General features: G+C 58.5%; 30 protein-coding genes. 27 read left to right on the top strand and 3 right to left on the bottom strand.

Annotation, left to right across the window (positions count from 1 at the left end):
* Positions 1-109: 109 nt before the first annotated feature.
* The 3 genes from ACNFIA_RS18455 (at position 110) to ACNFIA_RS18445 (ending at position 1,788) form a co-directional block, all read left to right on the top strand.
* Positions 110-496: a hypothetical protein gene (locus ACNFIA_RS18455; protein WP_416787435.1), complete on the top strand. Its 387-nt coding sequence runs from the start codon at positions 110-112 to the stop codon at positions 494-496.
* A gap of 95 nt (positions 497-591) precedes the next feature.
* A complete protein-coding gene (locus ACNFIA_RS18450; protein WP_416787432.1) occupies positions 592-1,050 on the top strand; it encodes a hypothetical protein in 459 nt (152 codons plus the stop codon).
* Between the two features lie 78 nt (positions 1,051-1,128).
* On the top strand, positions 1,129-1,788 hold the full coding sequence (locus ACNFIA_RS18445; protein ID WP_416787430.1) for an OmpA family protein: 660 nt from the start codon (positions 1,129-1,131) through the stop codon (positions 1,786-1,788).
* A gap of 43 nt (positions 1,789-1,831) precedes the next feature.
* Here the strand turns inward: ACNFIA_RS18445 and ACNFIA_RS18440 are convergent, their stop codons facing one another.
* Positions 1,832-2,548 carry a YcbK family protein gene (locus ACNFIA_RS18440; RefSeq protein WP_416787427.1) on the bottom strand — a complete coding sequence of 239 codons (717 nt, stop codon included), beginning with the start codon at positions 2,546-2,548 and terminating at the stop codon, positions 1,832-1,834.
* Positions 2,549-2,696: 148 nt separating this feature from the next.
* Between ACNFIA_RS18440 and ACNFIA_RS18435 the strand changes: the two genes are divergently transcribed.
* The 3 genes from ACNFIA_RS18435 (at position 2,697) to ACNFIA_RS18425 (ending at position 4,771) form a co-directional block, all read left to right on the top strand.
* Positions 2,697-3,257 (top strand): hypothetical protein, encoded by a 561-nt coding sequence (locus ACNFIA_RS18435; RefSeq protein ID WP_416787425.1) that lies wholly within the window; start codon positions 2,697-2,699, stop codon positions 3,255-3,257.
* Positions 3,258-3,328: 71 nt separating this feature from the next.
* Positions 3,329-3,766 (top strand): hypothetical protein, encoded by a 438-nt coding sequence (locus tag ACNFIA_RS18430; RefSeq protein WP_416787423.1) that lies wholly within the window; start codon positions 3,329-3,331, stop codon positions 3,764-3,766.
* Positions 3,767-4,246: 480 nt separating this feature from the next.
* Entirely contained in the window at positions 4,247-4,771 is a 525-nt protein-coding gene (locus ACNFIA_RS18425) for a hypothetical protein (RefSeq protein WP_416787421.1), read from the top strand.
* A 111-nt stretch (positions 4,772-4,882) separates the two neighbouring features.
* Here ACNFIA_RS18425 and ACNFIA_RS18420 read toward each other — a convergent pair whose 3' ends face one another.
* The gene (locus ACNFIA_RS18420; protein ID WP_416787418.1) at positions 4,883-5,269 is read right to left on the bottom strand and encodes a hypothetical protein; all 387 of its coding nucleotides are present in this window, start codon (positions 5,267-5,269) and stop codon (positions 4,883-4,885) included.
* A 51-nt stretch (positions 5,270-5,320) separates the two neighbouring features.
* On the opposite strand from ACNFIA_RS18420, the gene ACNFIA_RS18415 reads away from it, so the two are divergent.
* The 15 genes from ACNFIA_RS18415 to ACNFIA_RS18345 all read left to right on the top strand — a co-directional run bounded on the left by ACNFIA_RS18415 (position 5,321) and on the right by ACNFIA_RS18345 (position 15,486).
* A complete protein-coding gene (locus tag ACNFIA_RS18415; protein ID WP_416787416.1) occupies positions 5,321-5,761 on the top strand; it encodes a hypothetical protein in 441 nt (146 codons plus the stop codon).
* A gap of 456 nt (positions 5,762-6,217) precedes the next feature.
* Positions 6,218-6,559, top strand: coding sequence for a hypothetical protein (locus ACNFIA_RS18410; RefSeq protein ID WP_416787413.1), 342 nt, complete (start codon positions 6,218-6,220; stop codon positions 6,557-6,559).
* An 80-nt stretch (positions 6,560-6,639) separates the two neighbouring features.
* Positions 6,640-7,113, top strand: a complete 474-nt coding sequence (locus ACNFIA_RS18405; RefSeq protein ID WP_416787411.1) for a hypothetical protein — start codon at positions 6,640-6,642, stop codon at positions 7,111-7,113.
* 40 nt (positions 7,114-7,153) lie between these two features.
* A complete protein-coding gene (locus tag ACNFIA_RS18400) occupies positions 7,154-7,582 on the top strand; it encodes a hypothetical protein (RefSeq protein ID WP_416787409.1) in 429 nt (142 codons plus the stop codon).
* 256 nt (positions 7,583-7,838) lie between these two features.
* Positions 7,839-8,900: a type IV toxin-antitoxin system AbiEi family antitoxin gene (locus ACNFIA_RS18395; RefSeq protein WP_416787407.1), complete on the top strand. Its 1,062-nt coding sequence runs from the start codon at positions 7,839-7,841 to the stop codon at positions 8,898-8,900.
* Entirely contained in the window at positions 8,888-9,802 is a 915-nt protein-coding gene (locus tag ACNFIA_RS18390) for a hypothetical protein (protein ID WP_416787404.1), read from the top strand. The genes ACNFIA_RS18395 and ACNFIA_RS18390 overlap by 13 nt, the downstream gene beginning before the upstream one ends.
* Before the next feature lie 85 nt (positions 9,803-9,887).
* Positions 9,888-10,106 carry a hypothetical protein gene (locus tag ACNFIA_RS18385; RefSeq protein ID WP_235154336.1) on the top strand — a complete coding sequence of 73 codons (219 nt, stop codon included), beginning with the start codon at positions 9,888-9,890 and terminating at the stop codon, positions 10,104-10,106.
* Between the two features lie 211 nt (positions 10,107-10,317).
* Complete coding sequence (locus ACNFIA_RS18380) at positions 10,318-10,635, top strand: helix-turn-helix domain-containing protein (protein WP_017519890.1); 318 nt, start codon at positions 10,318-10,320, stop codon at positions 10,633-10,635.
* A gap of 352 nt (positions 10,636-10,987) precedes the next feature.
* Positions 10,988-11,626, top strand: a complete 639-nt coding sequence (locus tag ACNFIA_RS18375) for a hypothetical protein (RefSeq protein ID WP_416787401.1) — start codon at positions 10,988-10,990, stop codon at positions 11,624-11,626.
* A gap of 81 nt (positions 11,627-11,707) precedes the next feature.
* Positions 11,708-12,040 (top strand): hypothetical protein, encoded by a 333-nt coding sequence (locus tag ACNFIA_RS18370; protein ID WP_017519888.1) that lies wholly within the window; start codon positions 11,708-11,710, stop codon positions 12,038-12,040.
* Positions 12,040-13,104 carry a hypothetical protein gene (locus ACNFIA_RS18365; RefSeq protein WP_416787398.1) on the top strand — a complete coding sequence of 355 codons (1,065 nt, stop codon included), beginning with the start codon at positions 12,040-12,042 and terminating at the stop codon, positions 13,102-13,104. Before ACNFIA_RS18370 ends, ACNFIA_RS18365 begins: the two co-directional genes overlap by 1 nt.
* A 77-nt stretch (positions 13,105-13,181) precedes the next feature.
* Complete coding sequence (locus ACNFIA_RS18360; protein WP_416787395.1) at positions 13,182-13,385, top strand: hypothetical protein; 204 nt, start codon at positions 13,182-13,184, stop codon at positions 13,383-13,385.
* Between the two features lie 9 nt (positions 13,386-13,394).
* The gene (locus ACNFIA_RS18355) at positions 13,395-13,631 is read left to right on the top strand and encodes a YheU family protein (RefSeq protein ID WP_416787394.1); all 237 of its coding nucleotides are present in this window, start codon (positions 13,395-13,397) and stop codon (positions 13,629-13,631) included.
* A 108-nt stretch (positions 13,632-13,739) separates the two neighbouring features.
* Positions 13,740-14,267 carry a DUF262 domain-containing protein gene (locus ACNFIA_RS18350; protein WP_416787392.1) on the top strand — a complete coding sequence of 176 codons (528 nt, stop codon included), beginning with the start codon at positions 13,740-13,742 and terminating at the stop codon, positions 14,265-14,267.
* A 97-nt stretch (positions 14,268-14,364) separates the two neighbouring features.
* Positions 14,365-15,486, top strand: a complete 1,122-nt coding sequence (locus ACNFIA_RS18345) for a tetratricopeptide repeat protein (protein ID WP_416787389.1) — start codon at positions 14,365-14,367, stop codon at positions 15,484-15,486.
* A gap of 39 nt (positions 15,487-15,525) precedes the next feature.
* On the opposite strand, the gene ACNFIA_RS18340 is transcribed toward ACNFIA_RS18345, so the two are convergent.
* On the bottom strand, positions 15,526-15,906 hold the full coding sequence (locus tag ACNFIA_RS18340) for a hypothetical protein (RefSeq protein WP_416787386.1): 381 nt from the start codon (positions 15,904-15,906) through the stop codon (positions 15,526-15,528).
* Positions 15,907-16,011: 105 nt separating this feature from the next.
* On the opposite strand from ACNFIA_RS18340, the gene ACNFIA_RS18335 reads away from it, so the two are divergent.
* The 6 genes from ACNFIA_RS18335 to ACNFIA_RS18310 all read left to right on the top strand — a co-directional run bounded on the left by ACNFIA_RS18335 (position 16,012) and on the right by ACNFIA_RS18310 (position 18,957).
* Positions 16,012-16,332, top strand: a complete 321-nt coding sequence (locus tag ACNFIA_RS18335) for a hypothetical protein (RefSeq protein WP_416787384.1) — start codon at positions 16,012-16,014, stop codon at positions 16,330-16,332.
* 306 nt (positions 16,333-16,638) lie between these two features.
* Positions 16,639-17,031 carry a response regulator gene (locus tag ACNFIA_RS18330; RefSeq protein ID WP_017519860.1) on the top strand — a complete coding sequence of 131 codons (393 nt, stop codon included), beginning with the start codon at positions 16,639-16,641 and terminating at the stop codon, positions 17,029-17,031.
* Between the two features lie 71 nt (positions 17,032-17,102).
* Positions 17,103-17,558: a hypothetical protein gene (locus ACNFIA_RS18325; protein WP_416787381.1), complete on the top strand. Its 456-nt coding sequence runs from the start codon at positions 17,103-17,105 to the stop codon at positions 17,556-17,558.
* 144 nt (positions 17,559-17,702) lie between these two features.
* Positions 17,703-17,945, top strand: a complete 243-nt coding sequence (locus ACNFIA_RS18320) for a hypothetical protein (RefSeq protein ID WP_017519858.1) — start codon at positions 17,703-17,705, stop codon at positions 17,943-17,945.
* A gap of 137 nt (positions 17,946-18,082) precedes the next feature.
* Positions 18,083-18,463: a WGR domain-containing protein gene (locus ACNFIA_RS18315; RefSeq protein ID WP_081596695.1), complete on the top strand. Its 381-nt coding sequence runs from the start codon at positions 18,083-18,085 to the stop codon at positions 18,461-18,463.
* Between the two features lie 92 nt (positions 18,464-18,555).
* Positions 18,556-18,957 carry a hypothetical protein gene (locus ACNFIA_RS18310; protein WP_024763836.1) on the top strand — a complete coding sequence of 134 codons (402 nt, stop codon included), beginning with the start codon at positions 18,556-18,558 and terminating at the stop codon, positions 18,955-18,957.
* Positions 18,958-19,049: the final 92 nt, after the last annotated feature.

Below are 19,049 nucleotides of genomic sequence, written 5' to 3'. Positions count from 1 at the left end.
GGGAATTGATGGCACTTCAGGCTAGACAGGCGCTATGAGACTTCAAGCTTAGATTTCTATCGATTCTTCATAAGAAAACTAATTTTAGGACTTTAATCTGGGGTAACTAATGGCCGGAATTCCGACTCTGACTCTCATCGCGGTACAAGACGGCGTGGAACCTGATGATGTCCGAGAATTTCTTAGCCCCAGCTGCGGGCTGTTCCTGGGCGGGTCAACTGATTGGAAGCTGAAGACCTGTAACGCATGGGGCGTGCTGGCGCGGCGTAGGAACTGCCATTTCCATGTCGGGCGAGTGAACTCTGCCAAACGCATCAAGCTCTGCTCAGCCGCTGGCGCACACTCCATCGATGGTACGAGCGCCACTCGCTTCTCCAAGACTCTGCCGCGCCTGGATGCAGCCCTGGTTCATGCCGACAAGCAGGATGACTTCTTCTCGCCCCAGGCAAAGCCCATCGACGAAACCGACTTCGACTGCGGCTGGCCTTTCAAGTAGGGATGCCTTGCGGCAAGAAATGGCAAAATGGTGAACCCTCGGCGCATACGCATCGCAGATGTTGGGTTCGAAAATCATCTCATTGAGAGACAGTCATGAAGACGATCGCTGTTCATAGTCCTATCGGTGGAAGTGGTAAAACTACCATTGCCCGGGCACTTCATCAGGCTAAGGGCTATGGGTATCAATCCATCGACCCACTCTACCCTGAGGTAACCGGATCAACAGACGTTGGCTTGGTGATTGACTGCTCTCCACACTGGGAGCCCGAAATAGAGCAAGCAGTTGGAGCCGCGGACGTCCTGCTCGTACCTCTCAAGTCCATCCCGGAGTGGATGTGGCCAGACCTGACTAGGCGTTTGCTACAGGTGCTAGCGGTCAGGGAAAACAAGCAGACGATCATTTTCCGGACTGACCCTGCCAAGGATTTCGCCGGTTTCTATAAACGCCTTCAGTCAATCAAACGACCAGGCGTTCACTTGATCACAGAGATTGTTGATGTTCGCGCTGGCCAATGGGACGCGACGCAGCTAGCCAAGCTGGCACTTGATTGACCACTCAGAGAGCTTGACCCGCTTCTGGCACGTTCCGGCCGCCTTGATGATGGAGCTCCACTTTCTAGGAATTCCATCATGCACAAGATCATCAAGCCCCTTTGCCTCGCTGGTGCCCTGATCGGACTGGTTGGCTGCACGACCAATCCAGCTACTGGCGAGAATCAGATCGACCGGACAGCCGTCGGTACTGTGGTCGGTACCGTCGCCGGCGGCCTGATCGGGGCGGCACTTGGAGACGGCCGAGCAGCACTCATCGGTGCTGCCATTGGGGCAGGCGTCGGCGGTGGCAGCGGATACCTCCTGGACCGCCGGCATGCCGAGTTGCAAAGAAAGCTGCAGGGGACTGGACTGACCGTTGAGCAGGTGACTGATCAGGCCCAAGGCACCCAAGCTTTGGTCGTGAAGGCGCCGTCAGACATCACCTTCAGGACGGGCTCCGCCGATCTGCAGATGCAAGCCTTCAGCGGTTTGGCCAGCCTTGCTGGCGCACTGCGCGAACATCCGGAGCAACGCGCTGTTATCACCGGCCACACTGACAACGTAGGTGCTCACCCGAGCAACATGCGACTGAGTTACGGCCGCGCCGAGAGTGTGGCGCAGTACCTCTCTGCTAATGGGATTTCTAAGGACCGAATCGAAGTCCGCGGCGTTGCCGATTCCCAGCCCATTGCTGAAAACACCTCGGAATCTGGCCGTCAGGCGAACCGCCGTGTGGAAATCCGGATCAGTCTCTAGGCGGACAGTCAGCAACTCATCAACAGCCAGCCAGGCGCCCGTTTCAGGCCAGCATTCCAGTTTCGATGAGATCTGGCCATTCAGGGGCCAACTGGGCCAGCCACAATGCGTCTGTGGAAGAGTCCAGTTGCTCAACTGCCCACGGGTGAAGCTCTCGCTCATCCATCTGGGCAACGCGCCAGGTTCTGACCTTGCCGACGTCGACGTGGATGAAGCCCTTACCGGGGTAGAAGCCGACTCCTCCTACGCCAATCGCCTGCGCCAGCCTGCCGAGGTTGTCGACACTGAGCCCAGGAATCCGAATATCGGCGGCCATCGCCTGAATGTGAAGGGATTGCTTTGCTGCTCCCTCCAAAGAGGAGTTGTGCTGTGGCGTCCTGTAGCCGCTGTTCACCAGTATCTTGTAAGGCAGCTTGTTCACCCGCAGCCAAACCTGGATGAGGAATAGGAGGTCGAGCAGCTTCGGGCTCATCCGGACCGTGGACTTGTACCTCACATCCCGCAGGAGGCCGCAAGCCTGCTGGTACCCACGCACATCCCACCCTTGCCCTTGCCGGAAATAGCAAAAGGTTGACTTCTCTTTGCTGTCCGGGCGTTCGAGGTCGAGCCATCGATCGCGGTTCAGCGCAACGACACGCCAGTCGTAGCGCCTGCCGGCATTGGCGTTTCCCCACGCCTGGCCGGCAGCAAGCACCGCGGGGGCGGCAAGTAGGCCTGCAAGGAAGGTGCGGCGGCTGATGATTGTCGGCGGGAGTGCCATCGTTACGTGAGCTCCTAATGCTGAGCCCAAGATAGCGACCCAAAAGCTGGGTACAACTCAAAGTGGGCCTGGCTTTTTCCCCTGGCTGGTGTCACGCCTTGATCCGCTGATGATGGAGGTCCGATTCAACACCACAGGCACAGGAATCATGGACAAAATCAGAGAAGCAATGCGCAAGCGCATTGAGGCAGGGTTGGAAAAGTCTGGTTGGCAAGTCACGGAGGACCAGCCCCACATCGACACGGTGCGGTGCTGGTTCTACTCGATGAATCTGGTGTCTGGCGTCCGTCTGATCGGTGCAGCCTCACAAGAGCTCTACCGCTCAGCTCTGACCGGCAAAGGCATCATTGCCGAGGCCAATGGCAAACACCCTGGTGTTCACCCAGCTGACCAGTACCTGGGCGCTGTTTCCTCCTTCGATTCCTCCCCTGATCAGCAGACCTTGGAGGCTCGGGGAAACCTGCTCGGCTACCTGGCAGGGTACGCGAGAACAACCAAGACCTGGCAGATCGCCCCACCCCTGAATGAGGTTCCTGGCATTCACTTCATCGCGATTGAGTGGGAAGCGAAGAACGGTTTCCGAGTGCTCCGTCCTGCAATGGCGATCGCTGCAGAACCTTTGCCCCCGGCCAAGATCGTCGAACTCGCCTCCATGCAGTTGGCGATGCACTTGGACCGCTGCCCCCAGGAAGCACCGATCGGCACGTAACACCCGGCGCTTGGCCCCTCACGTGGGCCTCCTCATCGCCCCCATAATCTCTTCCTCAGCTGGAGCTCAATATGCCGATTTACCTCGAGGCACCACCCTTTGATCCCCGTGGCCCGGACGGCCAGGGCCGCAATCGGCTGCGCGTGGACGGTATCGACCCAGCCCCTCGCTGTGCACTTCGCCCGCGTAGCTTCCCCACTTTGCGCGAATCTCAAAACACCCTGTTGGCTGCGTGGAGCGGTCAGTTCGGTCGCTGCACCAACCAGGGTAAGTGTTCGACCTGTAGTCTCGTCTCGCGCCGGTTTTCCTTGCCAGAAGGTGTCCCGAAATTGGTGATCCGGCAGGACGCGAACGGATCGCTCCACTACACAACCGATCTGGCGGCAGGCTGGAATGCCGTTTTGACCCCGCTCGATTGGGATGACCTGGCCAGCCTCGAAGACGGCTGGCTTTTTAGCCGCGCCCAACGTGACCAACACGGCGAGTTCATCACCGTTACTCGGGTTTGATCTGTCAGTTTTCATCTTGGCCTTTTGGGTTGCTCCAGCCATCTGCCAGTGATACAAGATCCGCGTTACCTGCTTGAGTCCTTGGACTTTGAGCACCAGGCGTACGGTTCCAGACCTCTGGACTGTTCTCCTGGCCTCGGTCGCCGGTAGAACTTCTACTGGTAGCCGGGGAGACACCGCTGGCTCCATCCTCCGCATGCGCGCCTTTCGGCGTCACATGCACCCCAGAGTGAACCGGTCATCCAACCGGGGCGCTCATTCCCTCTAGTGGAAGACCTTCCGGGCGACTTTTTGGGCCGCCCGGTTGATGCTGTGCCCTTTTCCGGCCGGTCACGTCTCTGAGGGACGGAGAAAACCTGGCAAGCCAGGTGCTGCACACCACATTGAGTGGTTCGAGCGCCCTGGCACCCGCCGGCGCATTTCTATCCCAACCCGGGGCACTTCCTGCCCTGGGCATGAGTGCCTCTCAGGAGAGCACCCATGAGTACCAATCGTCTTCGCATGAGGGAACAAGCCGAGTCCGTACGCCTGCTGCTGGGCGACGGGCAACCGCTAGATGCAGATCAGTCAGGTCTAAGCGCCAATGTTCGAGAAATGGTCCGGGAAAGCCTATCTCGCCATGAAGCGCTGACCGCTGTATTCACAGAGCTGGACCGGGTAGGAGTAGGGTTGACGGTCAAGCACTGGTCCGGGAACCAGTGGGCGATCTTCCTGCCAGACGCTTCCTCACCCGGGAAATTCCGCTACCAGGTCTTTATGGCCAACGGCTGGGTTTCCCACTTCACGTTCCAGACCCTGGACGAAGCTGTCTCTGACGCTTTCGACTCAGGGTTTCGGACAATTGCACCACCAGAGACTCTCGACCAAGTAGCTTCAACGGTCGAGTGGAGGAAAGGGTGCGATCGCCTGGAACTCATCACGCGGCACAACCGCGGCGAGATCAGTTACAGCGAGATGCTGGACCAGTTCCAACAAGTGGATGCCAAGTACGCTTCGGCTGCTTGAACATCCCAGCCGGCCTTTCCAGGTCAGCTGGTTTCAGGAGATGGAGCCAACAAAAAACCCCGCGATCCTTCTCAGGACGCGGGGTTTTTCTTTTGCGGCCGATGCTGGGTTTCAGTTCATCCCGTACTTTGCGATATCAACGCCGAGGCAGTAAGACATCGCCCGGGACTTCGTTCCGGCGTTCGCCGGGGCCTTGAGATGGTCAACGATGTAGTTGCAGTCGTCGAAGGCTAGAGCTCGAGATTGGCTGGCAGAGAGCGCAGCCGGCTGTGCGGTTGCAAGGCCATTCAGTTTGGATTCTTGTTCGATAACGGAGCTGCAGGCAGCAGTCAGCGTTGCGGCAGCGGACAGGGTAGCCATGACGGCGAGTCGACGGATCAAGAGGGCCTCTCTTTGCCAGGTATCTGGCTTCAGCAGTGAGGCAGTCAACGTTACAGAAGCCCCGGCGGTATGCACGCCAAGTCGGTGGGCGGAAATTCCACTCCAGGCTTCTGTCACTCACTCCATCCGAGACCATAGCTGCAACCAACACAGATGAGGTGTCGCGTTATGCAGTATCAAGAATCCCAGCTCCTGACCTACCTGGCCAAAGCTCCCGTTGCAGTTTGCACGGGCCTCAAGGAAATTCCGGAGCTGGTCCCGGGCCAGATCCTGATGAATGCTGCGCGCCCCCTCCTGGGCCAGCAAATCTTCCAGGGGGACTTCCTCCGCGGTCGCTTCTATGCATCTCTCGACCCCAGTGACTCCATCTCTGAGGTCTTTGCTCGCGAGAACCTCAAACTCGACGGCAAGGTGGTGTTTGTCGTCAATCAGACGCAGGCGACGGAGCTGATCCTGGACGGTTGTCGCTACCGCGCCGAGTACATGGCCATGGAAGAGGAAGAGCGCTGGTCGATCCTTCGCGATCGCATCTCCAAGCTGCAGGACATGGCGGTCGAGGACTTCATGGAAAAACTCGGAAAGGTTGCCAGCCCTCAGTCGGCAAGTTGACCTTTGAGCGATTAACACTTCCCCAATTCCAAGTGGACCGATACCCCAAATGCTGTATCGTCGTCCCCACTGGAGATCAGAGACACGGAGTAGGTCTTGAATCGAGTAGTTCACCCCTTGGAGTTACACGCCAGCTATTTCGGCCTCATCACCGATCACCTGATGGTCCGGATTGCTGCCCAGGACAGCATTTCAGCGCAGGAGCCTACGACAGCTGACCCGGCTCCTGAGCCGGTTGGAAATCCGATCCGCCCACGCTCCCAGCGCAAGCAACCCTCTACCATCGATTGAGAGTTGCCCCTCCCTCCTTCCAGGCGCTGACCAAGTCAGCACCTGGAATCAACAGCACACACCACATCTAGCCCCCTCGCCCACTTGAACACATTTTCCAGTGGTGGTTCTGGCACGCCCCGGTACCCCTGATCATCAGCTCCATCATTCATGAGGAGCGAAGCCATGTTTCACCCAACCCAGACTCAGCCCCTTCTCGATCACCTCGAAGAACTCAGCAAACTCGACTTGTCCGGGCTACCGGCCGAAATCAGGGAAGTGATTGGCCGCATGCTGCAAGAAGGTGAGAAGCTCTCCAGGCTCGACCAGCACCTGGTCGTTGGTGTCCGCGATACCAGCACTGGCACGGGCCACTATCCGATTCTCGTCCCGCAACATCGGCGGTACGCGGAAGCCGATTTCTTGGCCACCTTCGACGCCAGCTCGGATACCGACGAGGACTACACCTACCTCGTTCACTTCGAAGCCCACGAAGTCCAAATCCTCCCCTTGGAGGTTGAACTGTGAAGGGACTGCCATATCAAGCAGTGCGTGACGCCGTGTGCGCTGGCGCGATTGTCCCCGCCCCCGTCCAGGCGGAGTTCCGCATGGCCTTGGCTGGCATGCGCCCCTACCTGGCCGCCACGGTGTACGAGGGCCTCCATCAAGCCGGCTGCATGGATATCGAGATCGCTGCGATTGTCGGGAGGCCGATACGCCATGTTCGCTCGCTGCTGGAGTTCGCGAAGGCTCCGCAACAGCTTGTAGACCTGGTAGCAAACCGAAAGGCTTCGCTCGAAGCCTCTCTCCGGGCACTGCGTATCGCAGAGGAGTCTGGAAGAGACGTACTCGCTGTCCTTGAGGACGCCGCAGGCCAGGCCCGGCCGAAGAAGGTCCGGGCGGGGGGCCAGGCGATCGGGACTAAAGCTGTTGTGACGAAGCTCCTGAAGTCCGAGGTCCGACGCCAACTCCGCCAGGGTCTCGCCGGCGGGGCCGATGTCGTACAGATCCGCGCGGACGATGCCGAGCAACTGCTCCAGGCGCTTGAGAAATTGGCTTCTGGTACCCGTTGCCGCGCATAACTTTTCCCGGGCGCGCCGGGGTTACAACGAGGAATACACGATGGCCTGGACGAGCATCAGCCACCCACCGGTGGCGACCAACCACGATGATTTCACCCTGCGGTCCGAACCCGTACAAGGGCTATACAAGGATGGCACTCAGGCAGTGGTGCGGTGGTATCCCCCATCGGAGGACTGCGAGGGGGGCTGGAAAACTACCTGTGCGTCTGCGTGGGATGTGACCGGCCACATCACCCACTGGCGCGAACTCTTCTCCCCGCGACTCGAGAGTACGACTGCCTACGTGGTTGAGGACGAGCAGCTGGACACCCTCAAGACCATCGTCAAAGGGCTATATGGTGATGGGCAGAACGTTTCACCCGATCGTCGCCGGGACCTCGCCAATCAATTGCACCAGTTGGTGGGAACTATTCAGTCCCAATGTATCGAGCTAGAGGCCTATCTGTGCGGGGTGAGCGCTCATCTCTGACCGTTCGCCAAGCCTGCGAATACCCGCTTTTTGATTTAGTTTAGGCAATATGGCTAGATTAGCTGGCCAGCTAAACTAGCGTTTTGACCTAAGATAAAGCTGTACTAGCCTCATTAGCTGGCCAGCTAAACTAGCTAAATCAGCTAAACTAAAGCGCATTCAGCATGTTTTGCTGGCCAGCTACCCTACCTCTGGAAGATAAAGAACCATGCATCCAGGATCTGCCACGCTTAGCGCGGTCCAGTTCGAAGCCGAGATGATCGAGCTGCTCACCGCCGCCCTAAACGATGCGCTGGAGGGTGTCGCCGAGGTTGAACCGGTGAATGGCCTCTCGCCGTCCAAAGGAGCCCCTGACGCCCTGCTCACTTTAAAAAGTATGGAGGGATCAGTCCAGGTAGCTGTAGAGGTGGTGCGCAACGCGTATCCCCGTGACATTCAGCGTGCTGTCTGGGTGCTAGATGAAGCAACCAAAACCACTCACGACCAGGACCATATCAGGCTTGTCGCAGCTGAAACCCTGAGCCCAGGCGCCAAGCAATCGCTCAAAGAACGGGGGATCGCCTACTTCGAGAAGAGCGGCAGTCTCTACCTTCGCTCGAAAGGCTGGCTCATCAACATCGCTCACCCCTCAAAGGGTCCTTCAAGGCCAGAGACCATTTCGCTCTTCACTGATGCGCGCGAAGGCGTAGTGCATGCACTGCTCATGCACGCTCACCAATGGCTGACTGGCGCTGAACTCGCGGAGATGGCGCACACATCACCGTACACCTGTTCGGTCGTCCTGAAGGAACTCGAGCGAAGAGAGTGGTGCGATTCGATGGGTGGCGGTCGCACCCTGCGCCGGCGACTGGTTGAGCCTGGCAAGCTGCTCGATGCCTGGGCTGAAGATTGGCGCTTGCGAGCAGAGGTCAAGACGAGGGGCTACTTGTTTGTTGAAAACCGGAAAAATCTTCTGAGGGAGGTTTCCGAGCTGATCCATGAGAAGGATATCTCGGGAGAGTGCATCCTATCCGGGGCAGCTGCGGCTAATGCCTACGCTCCCCTGCTCACCGAGGCTGATATGGTCGACTTGGTCGTGCACCCTGGGATGACCAAAGCACTAATAGAAACCCTGAAGCTAAAGCCCACCACCAAGGGGGCCAACGTGCAGATTGTAGAGCGCGACCATTCGGCGTTCTTGTTCACTCAAACCTTCAACGACCAATGCAGTTTGGCAAGCCCCTTTGTCCTTTACCTCGACCTGCTTGATGGGCGGGGACGGAACAAGGAGCTGGCCCAGTACATCCGGGAGAAAATGGAGTCTACATGGGCGATATGAAACCTAAGACAGCTGGCGGCTACAGCCCGGATGTCACCAACGCATGTGAGCGAACAATGCTGACCATGGTTTCCGCCTTTGGGACCCTGAAAGACACGTTACGCCTCATTGGAGGCCTGGTCCCGCGGTACCTCACGCCAGAGGCTCCGCCGGAGGTGCCTGCTCACGCAGGAACATCCGATGTGGATGTAGTGATCAACCTCGAGCTCCTGGCCAACGGTGATGAGTACGCATCCCTTGCTAAACAACTGAAACAACGGGGATTCGAAAGGGTGATCAACGACAAGGGGAACCCTACCTCTTGGCGGTGGAAACGTAGAGTGGATGATCACACCGTAGTAGTAGTTGAACTACTTCGTGATGCGGGTGATGCCGCTCCAAGGCGCGCGGTCAACATCAATGGTGAAGACGTCTCTGCCATGCCCATCAGGTACGCGGGAATCACAGCGGACTGGTTCAAGGAGAGGGAGGTCACCTGTGAACTATTGGATGGCCAAGGGATTTCAACTGAGCGCATCCGTTTTGCCGACGTCCCCGCCTTCGTCATCCTGAAAGCTCTGGCCATGGATCAAAGACAGGAGCCGAAGGACGCCGCGGACCTCATTCACGTTGTCAGGTACGCGGGCACCCTGGACCAGGTTGCCGAGATGTTTGCAGAGCGGATCAGGTCGGGGCTACATAAAGAAGCAATGAGCGAGGGCCTATCGGCCCTGCGCCTACGCTTCTGCAATGATCAGCATGCCGAGGGCCACCTCAAGGTTGGCCCCGTTGCCTACGCCCGATTCCATAGCACCGGCGATGAAGACGAAATGATGAACGACCAGCTGTACGCTGCCGGTTTGATTGAGAGGCTGCTCGATCTGATCGAAGTAAAGACCGGCTACTGGTCGGGCAACGCCTGATCCTTACGAGACCTGGCAGGGACTCTGATTCGCGATGACTAGCAAAGCTAATGCAGTGGCCTTCTCCAGGGTCCTTCTGAGCACCTTGGACGACATCAAAGCTGCAGTTCACCGTCGCGACAAGCCAGCGGCTGATCTGCAGTTCGCGTTCGCAATGGGCTTGATTGGAGGCGCCACCCTTAGCGGTGGCGTTCACAAGGAAGCGGGATATGAACTGCTTGATGCACTGGAGGAGACTCGCCACTTGTTACGCGAAGCGTTCGGGGAGGCCCCTGCAGGGTTTGATCGTTTGTTTGAAGGATAAAGTGTTAACCGCCCCTGATACACGTTGGCTGGCCCGCCTGGTGACCTACTGTTATGCGTCGATGAGTACGATTACGAGCATCTGTGACAGGCTTTATTTCTCGGAAATGCTCGCGGCAAATTCGGAATCCAGAGGGCGCGAGGCTTCCCAGGCGCCGCGATAACTCTATAATTCCGATTCTTAAGTCAGATATTATGGTTTAAGCCTCGAAATGCTGAATTTAAACCTTGCCAAGCCGGATGAAGTCGTCAAGCGGATCTGCACTCGCCTACGCCAAGAGCGACTGTCTCAGCAGATGAAGCAGTCCGAGGTGGCCGCCCGCGCCGGCATTGGTGTCGGCACCTTGTCCAACCTTGAAGCTGGGCGCAGCGTGGCATTCGACAGCGTGGTCCGCGTGGCAATGGTTTTGGGGCGTCTCAACGACTTGGAGCAGTTGTTTGCACCGCGAATGGAGAGTCTGGACGACTTCGTCCGCTATGACCAAGGCGCTCAGCGCCAGCGCATCAGGGGAAAATCCAGCAGTTCCTAAGCAACCGTGCTAGGTGAGCCGGCTTCCTTGATCGCCTTCATCAGGCGCATACCTCCGCCAGCTTGTAAGGCGATGGTCGTATTGCCGCAATGGATATTCCTGAGCCTTCTCACGCCTGTTGAGCCAACAGGCATGGACCCGTTTGGCTCAAAGTGGCGGAGTAGACGCTTCCATGCGTATGGCCGCTCGCCGGCGAGGGCCAGCCGCACCCTACCCTTTCCAGATCATCAGGGGATATGACTGAAATTACGGCCCGACAATTGGAGTTGATTCGGGCTGAATGTTTGCGAACATAGCCGGGCTTCGGAAGGCCCAGCGCTGATTTGAGGGCCATAGATAAGGAACATTGTCCGTGCCCCTCTCTGCCCCCCGTCCGTCTTCCCCCGAGACCGCCAATTCGTTGGACCTGGCAAGCCCCAAATTGACCAGGCAACGTCGTTGGATCGATGACTCCCGCTTCCGCATGCGCCGCATCGTAGTTCTCCGGAACCAGCAGAAAGAGATCGTTGGTTACCGGCCCATGATTCAGCAAGGAGCCAAGGAGAGTCGTCGGGACTACTACCAGACCTTCAAACCGACCTCCGAGATGACCTTGGAGCAAGCTCTGCAGGCGGCGATGGAATGGCGGGACAACATCGAGAAGATGCTTGGCATCGTTCCAGGTAACCACAGTGCCGCTGGGATCAATAAGCCGGTTGCCTGCATCTCTCTGATTGTCTCTCAGACGCCCCCCTATCGTGCTCACTGGGCCACAAACCAAACCTCTGATGGCAACGCCAAGATCAGGGTGAGTATCGGGACCCGTAACTACCAGGAGGCGTACGCCGAGACCGTGTCCCGGCTGGCCCAGCGTGAGGGTATCGCAGCTCCGGATATCATGCCCTTGGCTCCCCCGCCGAAGCGCGACCAGTACCGTCGAATGGTGAAGGCTGGACTGCAGGACATCCCACAGCCTGAGACTACCAAGTCCCGCCGCAAGCCAAAGGCCTGAATTTCCGGGCCTCGCTTTGGCTGGCATAGATCCAGCAACTCGGTAGCTTCTGAGTGATTCCCCTTCACTCTGGAAGAGTCGATGCTCACCTCCACCGTTTCGAAGCGATCCGCCCTCGCCATCCTTCTCGCTCTGCTTGCCGGCTGCGATAACTCTATTGTCGGCGCCTACAAGGCAACTATGGAGACCCAAGACGGTAAGGGTAGAACTGTCGGCATCGCGGTCATTCAGGAAAAGAACATCAGCGCCGACGGCCAGGACGTGGCAGTCGCCAGCTGGAGCAATGAAAACGACTCGGTTACCGCGATCGACAAAGACGGAAAGCGGATCATCCGCTTCCTTGTCCAGAAGAACGGCGATCTCGTACAAGAGACCCCTACGGGCAAGATCGTGTTTAAGCGGTTCGACCTGTAATGCTGTCGAGTGCAGATCGTTCCCGGCTCAGGAATGCAATCTCGCTGGCGCTTGGACTGGCCCTGGCCGGGATAACCCTAGCGTCCCAGGCCAAAATTCAGGTTCTGCAAAGCACCTATCCCGACGGTACTGCCGCGCCGGCGGAGATCTACCTTTCCGGGGAGATCACCACCAGCACTACCAAAGAGGTAACCCAGGCCCTGGACCGCGCCGGACCGAAGGTCCCCATGCTCGCCTTTGACTCTGCCGGCGGCGATCTTGTGGCCGCCATGGAGTTGGGCGACACCCTCAGGCGACGTGGGGTCAACACATCGATCGGGAAATACAGCGGGGAGTACGGCAAGCCGCTCCCAGGTGTCTGCTACAGCGCCTGTGTGCTTTCGTTTGGCGGTGGCCACTTCCGATTTGCGGATCAAAAAGCACAAATCGGAGTGCACCGGTTCTTCAGGAAGACCGCATCCTCTTCCGATCTCGATGTCGGCCAGGTCGTTAGCGCTGCAATCACGAGTTACTTGATTCGTGTGGGTGTGAGTCCGCTGCTGTTCGAGAAGATGGCACAGGTGGGTGGCGGAAAGATGCAACTGCTGTCGGTGTCGGAAGCAACCAGCCTGGCCCTGGTTAACAATGGCCTTCTTCCCCCCAACTGGGTCATCGAAGGTAAGCAGGGGGCGGTCTACCTCAAAGGTGAGCAGGAGACCTGGAACGGGACTGGCAAACTCCTCTTCAGCTGTTCGGGCCCGAGCGGCATCAAGGTCACAGCTCTCTATGATGCCGGGGAGAACAACCAGAACATCCTGAACACCGCGCGTAGCTTCACGCTGAGGCTCAACAGTCAGTTCCACACGATTCCTAAGCTCCAGTCAGCACCGAAGATCAGCGGCGATTTCCTGATGGCGAGCTTCGTCCCCGACTCCACGATGCTGTGGGACCTTCAGGCTGCAGAGCAGATAGGCTTCGGGTTCCATCCGCAGCGCGCTGAGTCCTTCTACGGATTCTTGATCGACGCCCGCCCCGAACGCGACATGATCCGCAGTTTCATCAATCACTGCGTCACCCGGAACTGATCCGCCGCCGCTTCTGGCACTAGCCAGGGGCGGCCACAATCACCTCATCGGCCACCAAGGTCATCAGAGGTGATCCTATGAGCAACCCCAAGTGTACCCAGCATCTCGTTTACGACCAGTCTGGAGCCGAAGCAGGCATGGCCACCGGCGCGGTCCACCGCTGCCGAATGGAAGGCTGCCGAGGGGAGCGCGTCTCAGTGCGCTGGCCCGACGGCCACTTCACCTACCCGTGCAGTCGCGGCCTGCTGCTTCGCACCGATGGCGCGCGCCAGATCGGCTGAGGGCTTCGAATGCTGATTCCCTACGACCAGCTGCAGCCCGAGACGCTGGACAACTTGATGCGGGATTTCGTCAGCCGGGACGGCACCGATGGGGGTGACGAGACTCCGGAAGAGGTGAAGGTCGAACGCGTACGCCAGGCCCTTATCAAGGGCGAAGCAGTGGTGTTCTACGACATAGCTGAACAACAATGCATTTTGACCTTGCGAGCGGAAGTGCCCCAAGAGGTACTCAGCGCCTGGACTTAGGGCAGGGAAATAGGCCAGGCGTGCTGGTGGCACGCCGGCCCAAGCTGGAACATGAGCTCATCAAAGCAGCAACACGCTTCAAGAATTCAGTCCAGCCTGGAGGGCTCTATGAACCATCCTGTACTTCCCGTACCGATTCTTGAGGGGGTGCAGCGCTCCTACTCGATCAGCGCCTTGTGGGAGGGCACCCCTGCCCGAGCGACAGTTGAGAAAGAACGTGAACTCCTGAATCTGGTTCTGCCGCCCTGGCAACGCGAGCTCTGTTGGACCCTTGACCAACAGATCAAGTACGTCGAAGGCATCTTTCTTGGCCTTGGAACGGGCTACTACGTCGTCAATGGACGGGATTTTGACAATGACGGCAACGACACCCGTATGTCCGGATGGCTGATCGATGGGCAGCAGCGAATCACAGCAATTGCTCGCTTCATCTCTGGCGAAATCTGCATCTTCGGCGGGATCTTCTATCGCGACTTGAGCCCTGCAGATAAACGCCGTCGATTCGACAACATCATCTTCCCCTGCATCGAGCTGAACTATCAGGAGGATGAGACCGTCCTGAAAGAGCTGTACCGCCGCCTGAACTACGGCGGTACCCCGCACACCCAAGAAGACCTGGCATTGCTCAACGCCTGAATGTGCCCTCCTACATCGGAAACCCGGGCCCGGCTTTCGGTTGGGTCCACCTGGCGAATCTGCAATCCTTTCGCGGATTCGGCCAGGACCCCTCTCAATGAAGCGCTTCCGTATCCCCGCTACCTTCCTACTGTCTCTGCTCGCAGCTGGTTGCAGCACTGACGCTCATCGACCGGGCAACCCCTTCGACGAGCCCCTCGCGCGTGAACCGCTTCAGGCGTACCCGCAGCAGCAACGGACGACGCAAAAGGTGGCCGGCCTTGAGCGAATCCCCGCGCCGAGCGAGGAGCAAGCTCAGCCGCAGGAGCCAGAGGTTCAGGTTTTCCCCGCCGGCGCGAAACCAACCCCTATTGCCACCGGGCCTGAGATTCGGGTTGCAGACACGCCTACGCCCGACGCTGGGCGAGAGGCATTGGCCGAAGCAGAAAGGGTGGGCTCCACCGGCGATACAGGGAGCATGATCGAGCTCCTGGAGCAAAGCGCATTCCGCGGGAACATGGATGCCCTCTACAAACTGGCCAAGGTCTACCAGAACGGTGAGGGGGTGCCGGCGAATCCCGAGATTGCAGTCGCATATCTCACCACGGCTTCCGGCCTAGGACATGCAGAGTCCACCCGTGTTCTTGCCTGGGACTACCTTCTGGGCAAGGGGGTCAGCAAGGACATCCCCTATGGCACTGGATTGATGGAGAAGGCATCCACATCGAGTGTCCGCGCAAAGCGGGAGTTTGCCTTACTACTCAACAACACCTATCAGCCAGGCCTGAACGACCCCAGCCGCGGGCTGGTGTTGCTGAAAGAGGCGGCCGCCACCGGTGATGCTGAATCAGTGAAAGCACTGAATCTGGCCCTTACCAAATCGAGTGCTGCGGTAGCGGCTTCCTCGAAATCCCCTGTAGTCGACAAAGTCGCCTCTCCGGTGCACCAGGTGGCAGATTCCACCGAGTCCCGAGCAGAGACTCTCAAGCAACGTGCGATGTCGGGGGATGTTGAGGCCATGTACAAACTCGGGCTCAGCTACTCACTGGGAAAAGCCCCCGCCATCGACCCTCAGTTCGAGGCGTACTGCTGGTTCTCGGTTGCTGCCAATCACGGGCATTCAAAGGCCCAAACGGAGGTCACTGCCTTGGCAGGTGTGAGAACGTTGTCTGATCGGAAGAATCCCGGGAAGCTGGATCAATGCATCCAGGAGATGGGAGAGGTTGTCGACCAAGGCTGATGGGGATGGTCAACGCCCGCCAGGCCGGCGGGCATGGGTTCACGCAAGGAGTGCCTGATGCTCCGGACCGAAGCTCGCGGATGACCAGGCAACCGACTTTCCTGACTCGGTCAGTGCGTAGTGTTCAGCGTCACCGGTCTGAGTCTGGCGCTCCAAGAACCCCATCTCTTCGAGCCGCTTGATCATCCTGCCACCCTGCATTCGCTGATTATTGGGGTTCGCTTCGCTTGACCCCACCAGCTCCCCAAGTGCCCTTGCATCCGATACAACACCTCCCAACCGGCTGATTGCTGCCAGTGCAGCTCGATCAATCTCAGTGAGTTGGCGAGGGGCCTTGAACAAGCCGCGGGCGATCTTGATCTGGGTGAGTGGCGTCATATCGAGGGAGCTTTGTAATGGACAGGCTCCGATTGTCGCCATCTAAACGCCTGATACAACTCAAAAAGGGGGGCTCATTTCCCTGCTTCTGGCACGCGAGGATGAGAATTCCAATACGCCTCGAATCTTCAACAACGAGGCAATCCAATGACCAAGACTCAGCGCCCGAAGCTCTCTGACACCGTGGACGGTGTGCTCTTCGGCTGGAAGCACCAGGCACAAAGCCACTCGGCAACCTTCGCAAAGATCTGCCCAGGTCCGACCTTCACCCTGATGGCAGATGGAAAACTGCACAAAGTGGTCGCGGCCCACCTGACGGCTGAAGTCACTCCGCGGGAAGAGCAGGAACTACGGGACGCCATCGCCGCTGGGCAGGTTGAGATCTATCGCCTGGAGGCTGGTACGAAACGCAAAGTGATCATGCACCAGGCTACTGGCCTCCCGCTGCAGTCGGAGGTGAACTCGTGAGCAAGGCCATTCAGGGATGGAAGCGGACTCGTCCGGGCATCTATCAACATGAGTCGGGAGCTCGGATCTGGAGCAGTGCCGCACCGAGCCGTGCAGGCCAGGCGCCGCTGCACTGGGAGACCTGCTGTGCGGACGGAACCAGGTATTCCGGCCTGCCTTCGATGAGCGAAGCAATGCGTATTGCTCAGGCTACCCTCCCTGGCCGCCAGCTGGGAAAGTAGCAAGCCAACTACGCTGGAATCCAGGTATCAGACCGGCGACTATTCGCCGGTCTTGCCATCGAAGGCACGATTTCAGAGGAACCGTATGAGCAACTCCCCCCTGCGCGTCATGCTAGTTGACGATTCCCGGACTATCCGCAAAACCGGTGAGGTCATGCTCCAGAAGGCCGGCTGCGAAGTGCTCTGCGCGGTGGATGGCTTCGAGTGTCTGGCCCGGGCCTTGGACTTCAAGCCTGATCTGTTCTTCATCGACGTTCTCATGCCGCGACTCAACGGCTACCAGACCTCTCAACTGATCCGTAGCCGGGACGCCTTTAAGGCGGTTCCAATCGTGATGTTGTCTTCCAAGGACGGTCTGTTCGATATCGCCCTGGGAAAGAAGAACGGTGCGACCGACTACATCACCAAGCCGTTCAATCAGGAGGACCTGGTTGGAGCGGTAAGGAAACACTGTCCGAACTTCACGCCGGCGCTGTGAGCTACACGGTGGTGGCACGCTCGAACTGACCGAAAAATGGCTCCACTTTCCAGCAAAGACGGAGCCACCAAATGTCTAAGACCCCTCGCCTCTACGCCTACCATCCAGTTTCTGGCGACCCCCTCATCGGAACACTGGACACGCTCACTGCGATTGTTCCTTGTGAGATCTCCAGAACTGACGGCGTGACCACGATCGAAGAAGGCACCGAGTCCATCGTCGACTGGAATGGCCAAGAGGTTGCCAAGATGAACGGGCGACAGGTCCTGATCACCGAAGCAGGTGCCACCTGTCTTATCGATGAGGTTCTCTGGAGCGTCCACGACGTCCCCAAGTGGGATGTCGCCATCGAAAAGCCTGCAACCAAATGCCCCAGCTACAATGAATTGATGTTCGCCTACATCCTCCTACACCAGACCCTTACGGCCACGATCAGCAACCTGAAGGCCGGGTACACCGAAGGACAGATGGACACGCTGCTCTCCCGAGTGAACCCGCTCTTCGACGTCGATCGTCTCTGCAGCTGATCAACAAGCCCCGCTTCGGCGGGGTTTTTCATTTCTCGGTCCTTGAAAGCCCGAAACTGGCGGTTATACAGCCAACATAGCCGGTGCACTTTGCCGGGCTACGACACAGATCGGTCCCACCAGGATAGCGAAGGAGCTACCAACATGATCTCTGAAGCGTTTCTCCGTACCGCCTACATCGCCATGACCCTGCTCGTTGTGGCCTGCGCTCTGACCACCACCCTGATGTTCGGTAAAGGTGGCCCGCTCTCCCCCATCGAGTGGTTCTGCATCGGTAGCCTGTGGCTGGCGTTCTTCCTCCTGGTGATGCTGGTCACTTGGGCTACTCGCCTGAGCCAGGCTCATCGCAAAACCCTGGCCGGCTCGGCGGTAACCCAAGCCGCCTAAGCCCTTCCGCACACCGGCTGCATGCACCAGATCCGATCTGGCGGCATAGCAGCCGGGGCCTCACGAAACAGCACTTCCACCGCTTCTGTCACTCCACTACCTGGCTGATCCTGTGTACTCCGAACAGAGGAAATGCCATGTCCAGCAGCATCACCCGCAACTACCTGTACCAGTCTGGAAACTCCGACAAGTTCTACACCCTCAGCCTGGTCGCCACTGGCAACACTTGGGAAGTCCTCTCTCACTACGGTCGCTCTGGTACGTCAGGCAAACGCGCGGTGGTTCAGCCTGCAACCTCCTACACAGAGGCCCATACCGTATTTGAAAAGGCATGCAATAAGAGGCTCAAGCGCGGCTACTACCTTGCTGGATCTTCGTCTCCGGTTCCTGCATCCCCCATAGCTCCTAACCCTGCCAACTCCCTCGCTGCACTCGAAGCCAAACGCCAACGCCACGCCCTACTGTCCGCCATTCCCGCGCCTGTCATCACACTGAATCCGATGAGTCTCCTGCTGTAGCGGCTCCGCACCTCAGCGGCGCCCCCCGCTTTCGCTACAACCCCTTCATTCCGACTGATAGCCTTTAAAGATCGCGAATGCAGAGATCCCACATGACCAGAGGCTCGACCCTCGATGAGCGCATCGACACCCACCTCAATGCGCTCCGCAACCTCCCCCACGGCCACGGCTCAGGCCGCTTCCTATCTTTCTCAGACCTGCCCGAGCAAGCCTCCGACCACAGCGAAGCGGGTCCAGACCACATCCTTCGCATCCTGATCGAGGATCTGGCCGGCGCCGTCGGCGAAGATCTCCTCGATCGTCTTGGATCGGTTCCCCTTGAACAGTTCTGCCTTATGTCGACCCTGCGCTGCGAGGGAACAGGATTGCTCCTGATAGCGGTCATCAAGAGCTTCATCGCCGCGTATGCGAACCCTGCTACCTCTGACGAAGCGGTGCTCGCGCTGAAGAAGCTTGAATTCCTCAGCACCGTGCCGGTCCCTTCCTGCAACTGACCTGATCTCCTGCCGGCGATCGCAAGGCGCTCGTCGGCCCTCCTCCCTCTCCTCACACCCACGACAACCTGATTTTTTCGTGGGCCGGTTCT

It is taken from the genome of Pseudomonas sp. NY15437 (assembly GCF_048068435.1).
Taxonomy (GTDB): Bacteria; Pseudomonadota; Gammaproteobacteria; order Pseudomonadales; family Pseudomonadaceae; genus Pseudomonas; species Pseudomonas nitroreducens_B.
The sequence above is the reverse complement of the archived record's forward strand: the minus strand, read 5'-3'. Positions and strand labels throughout refer to the sequence as shown.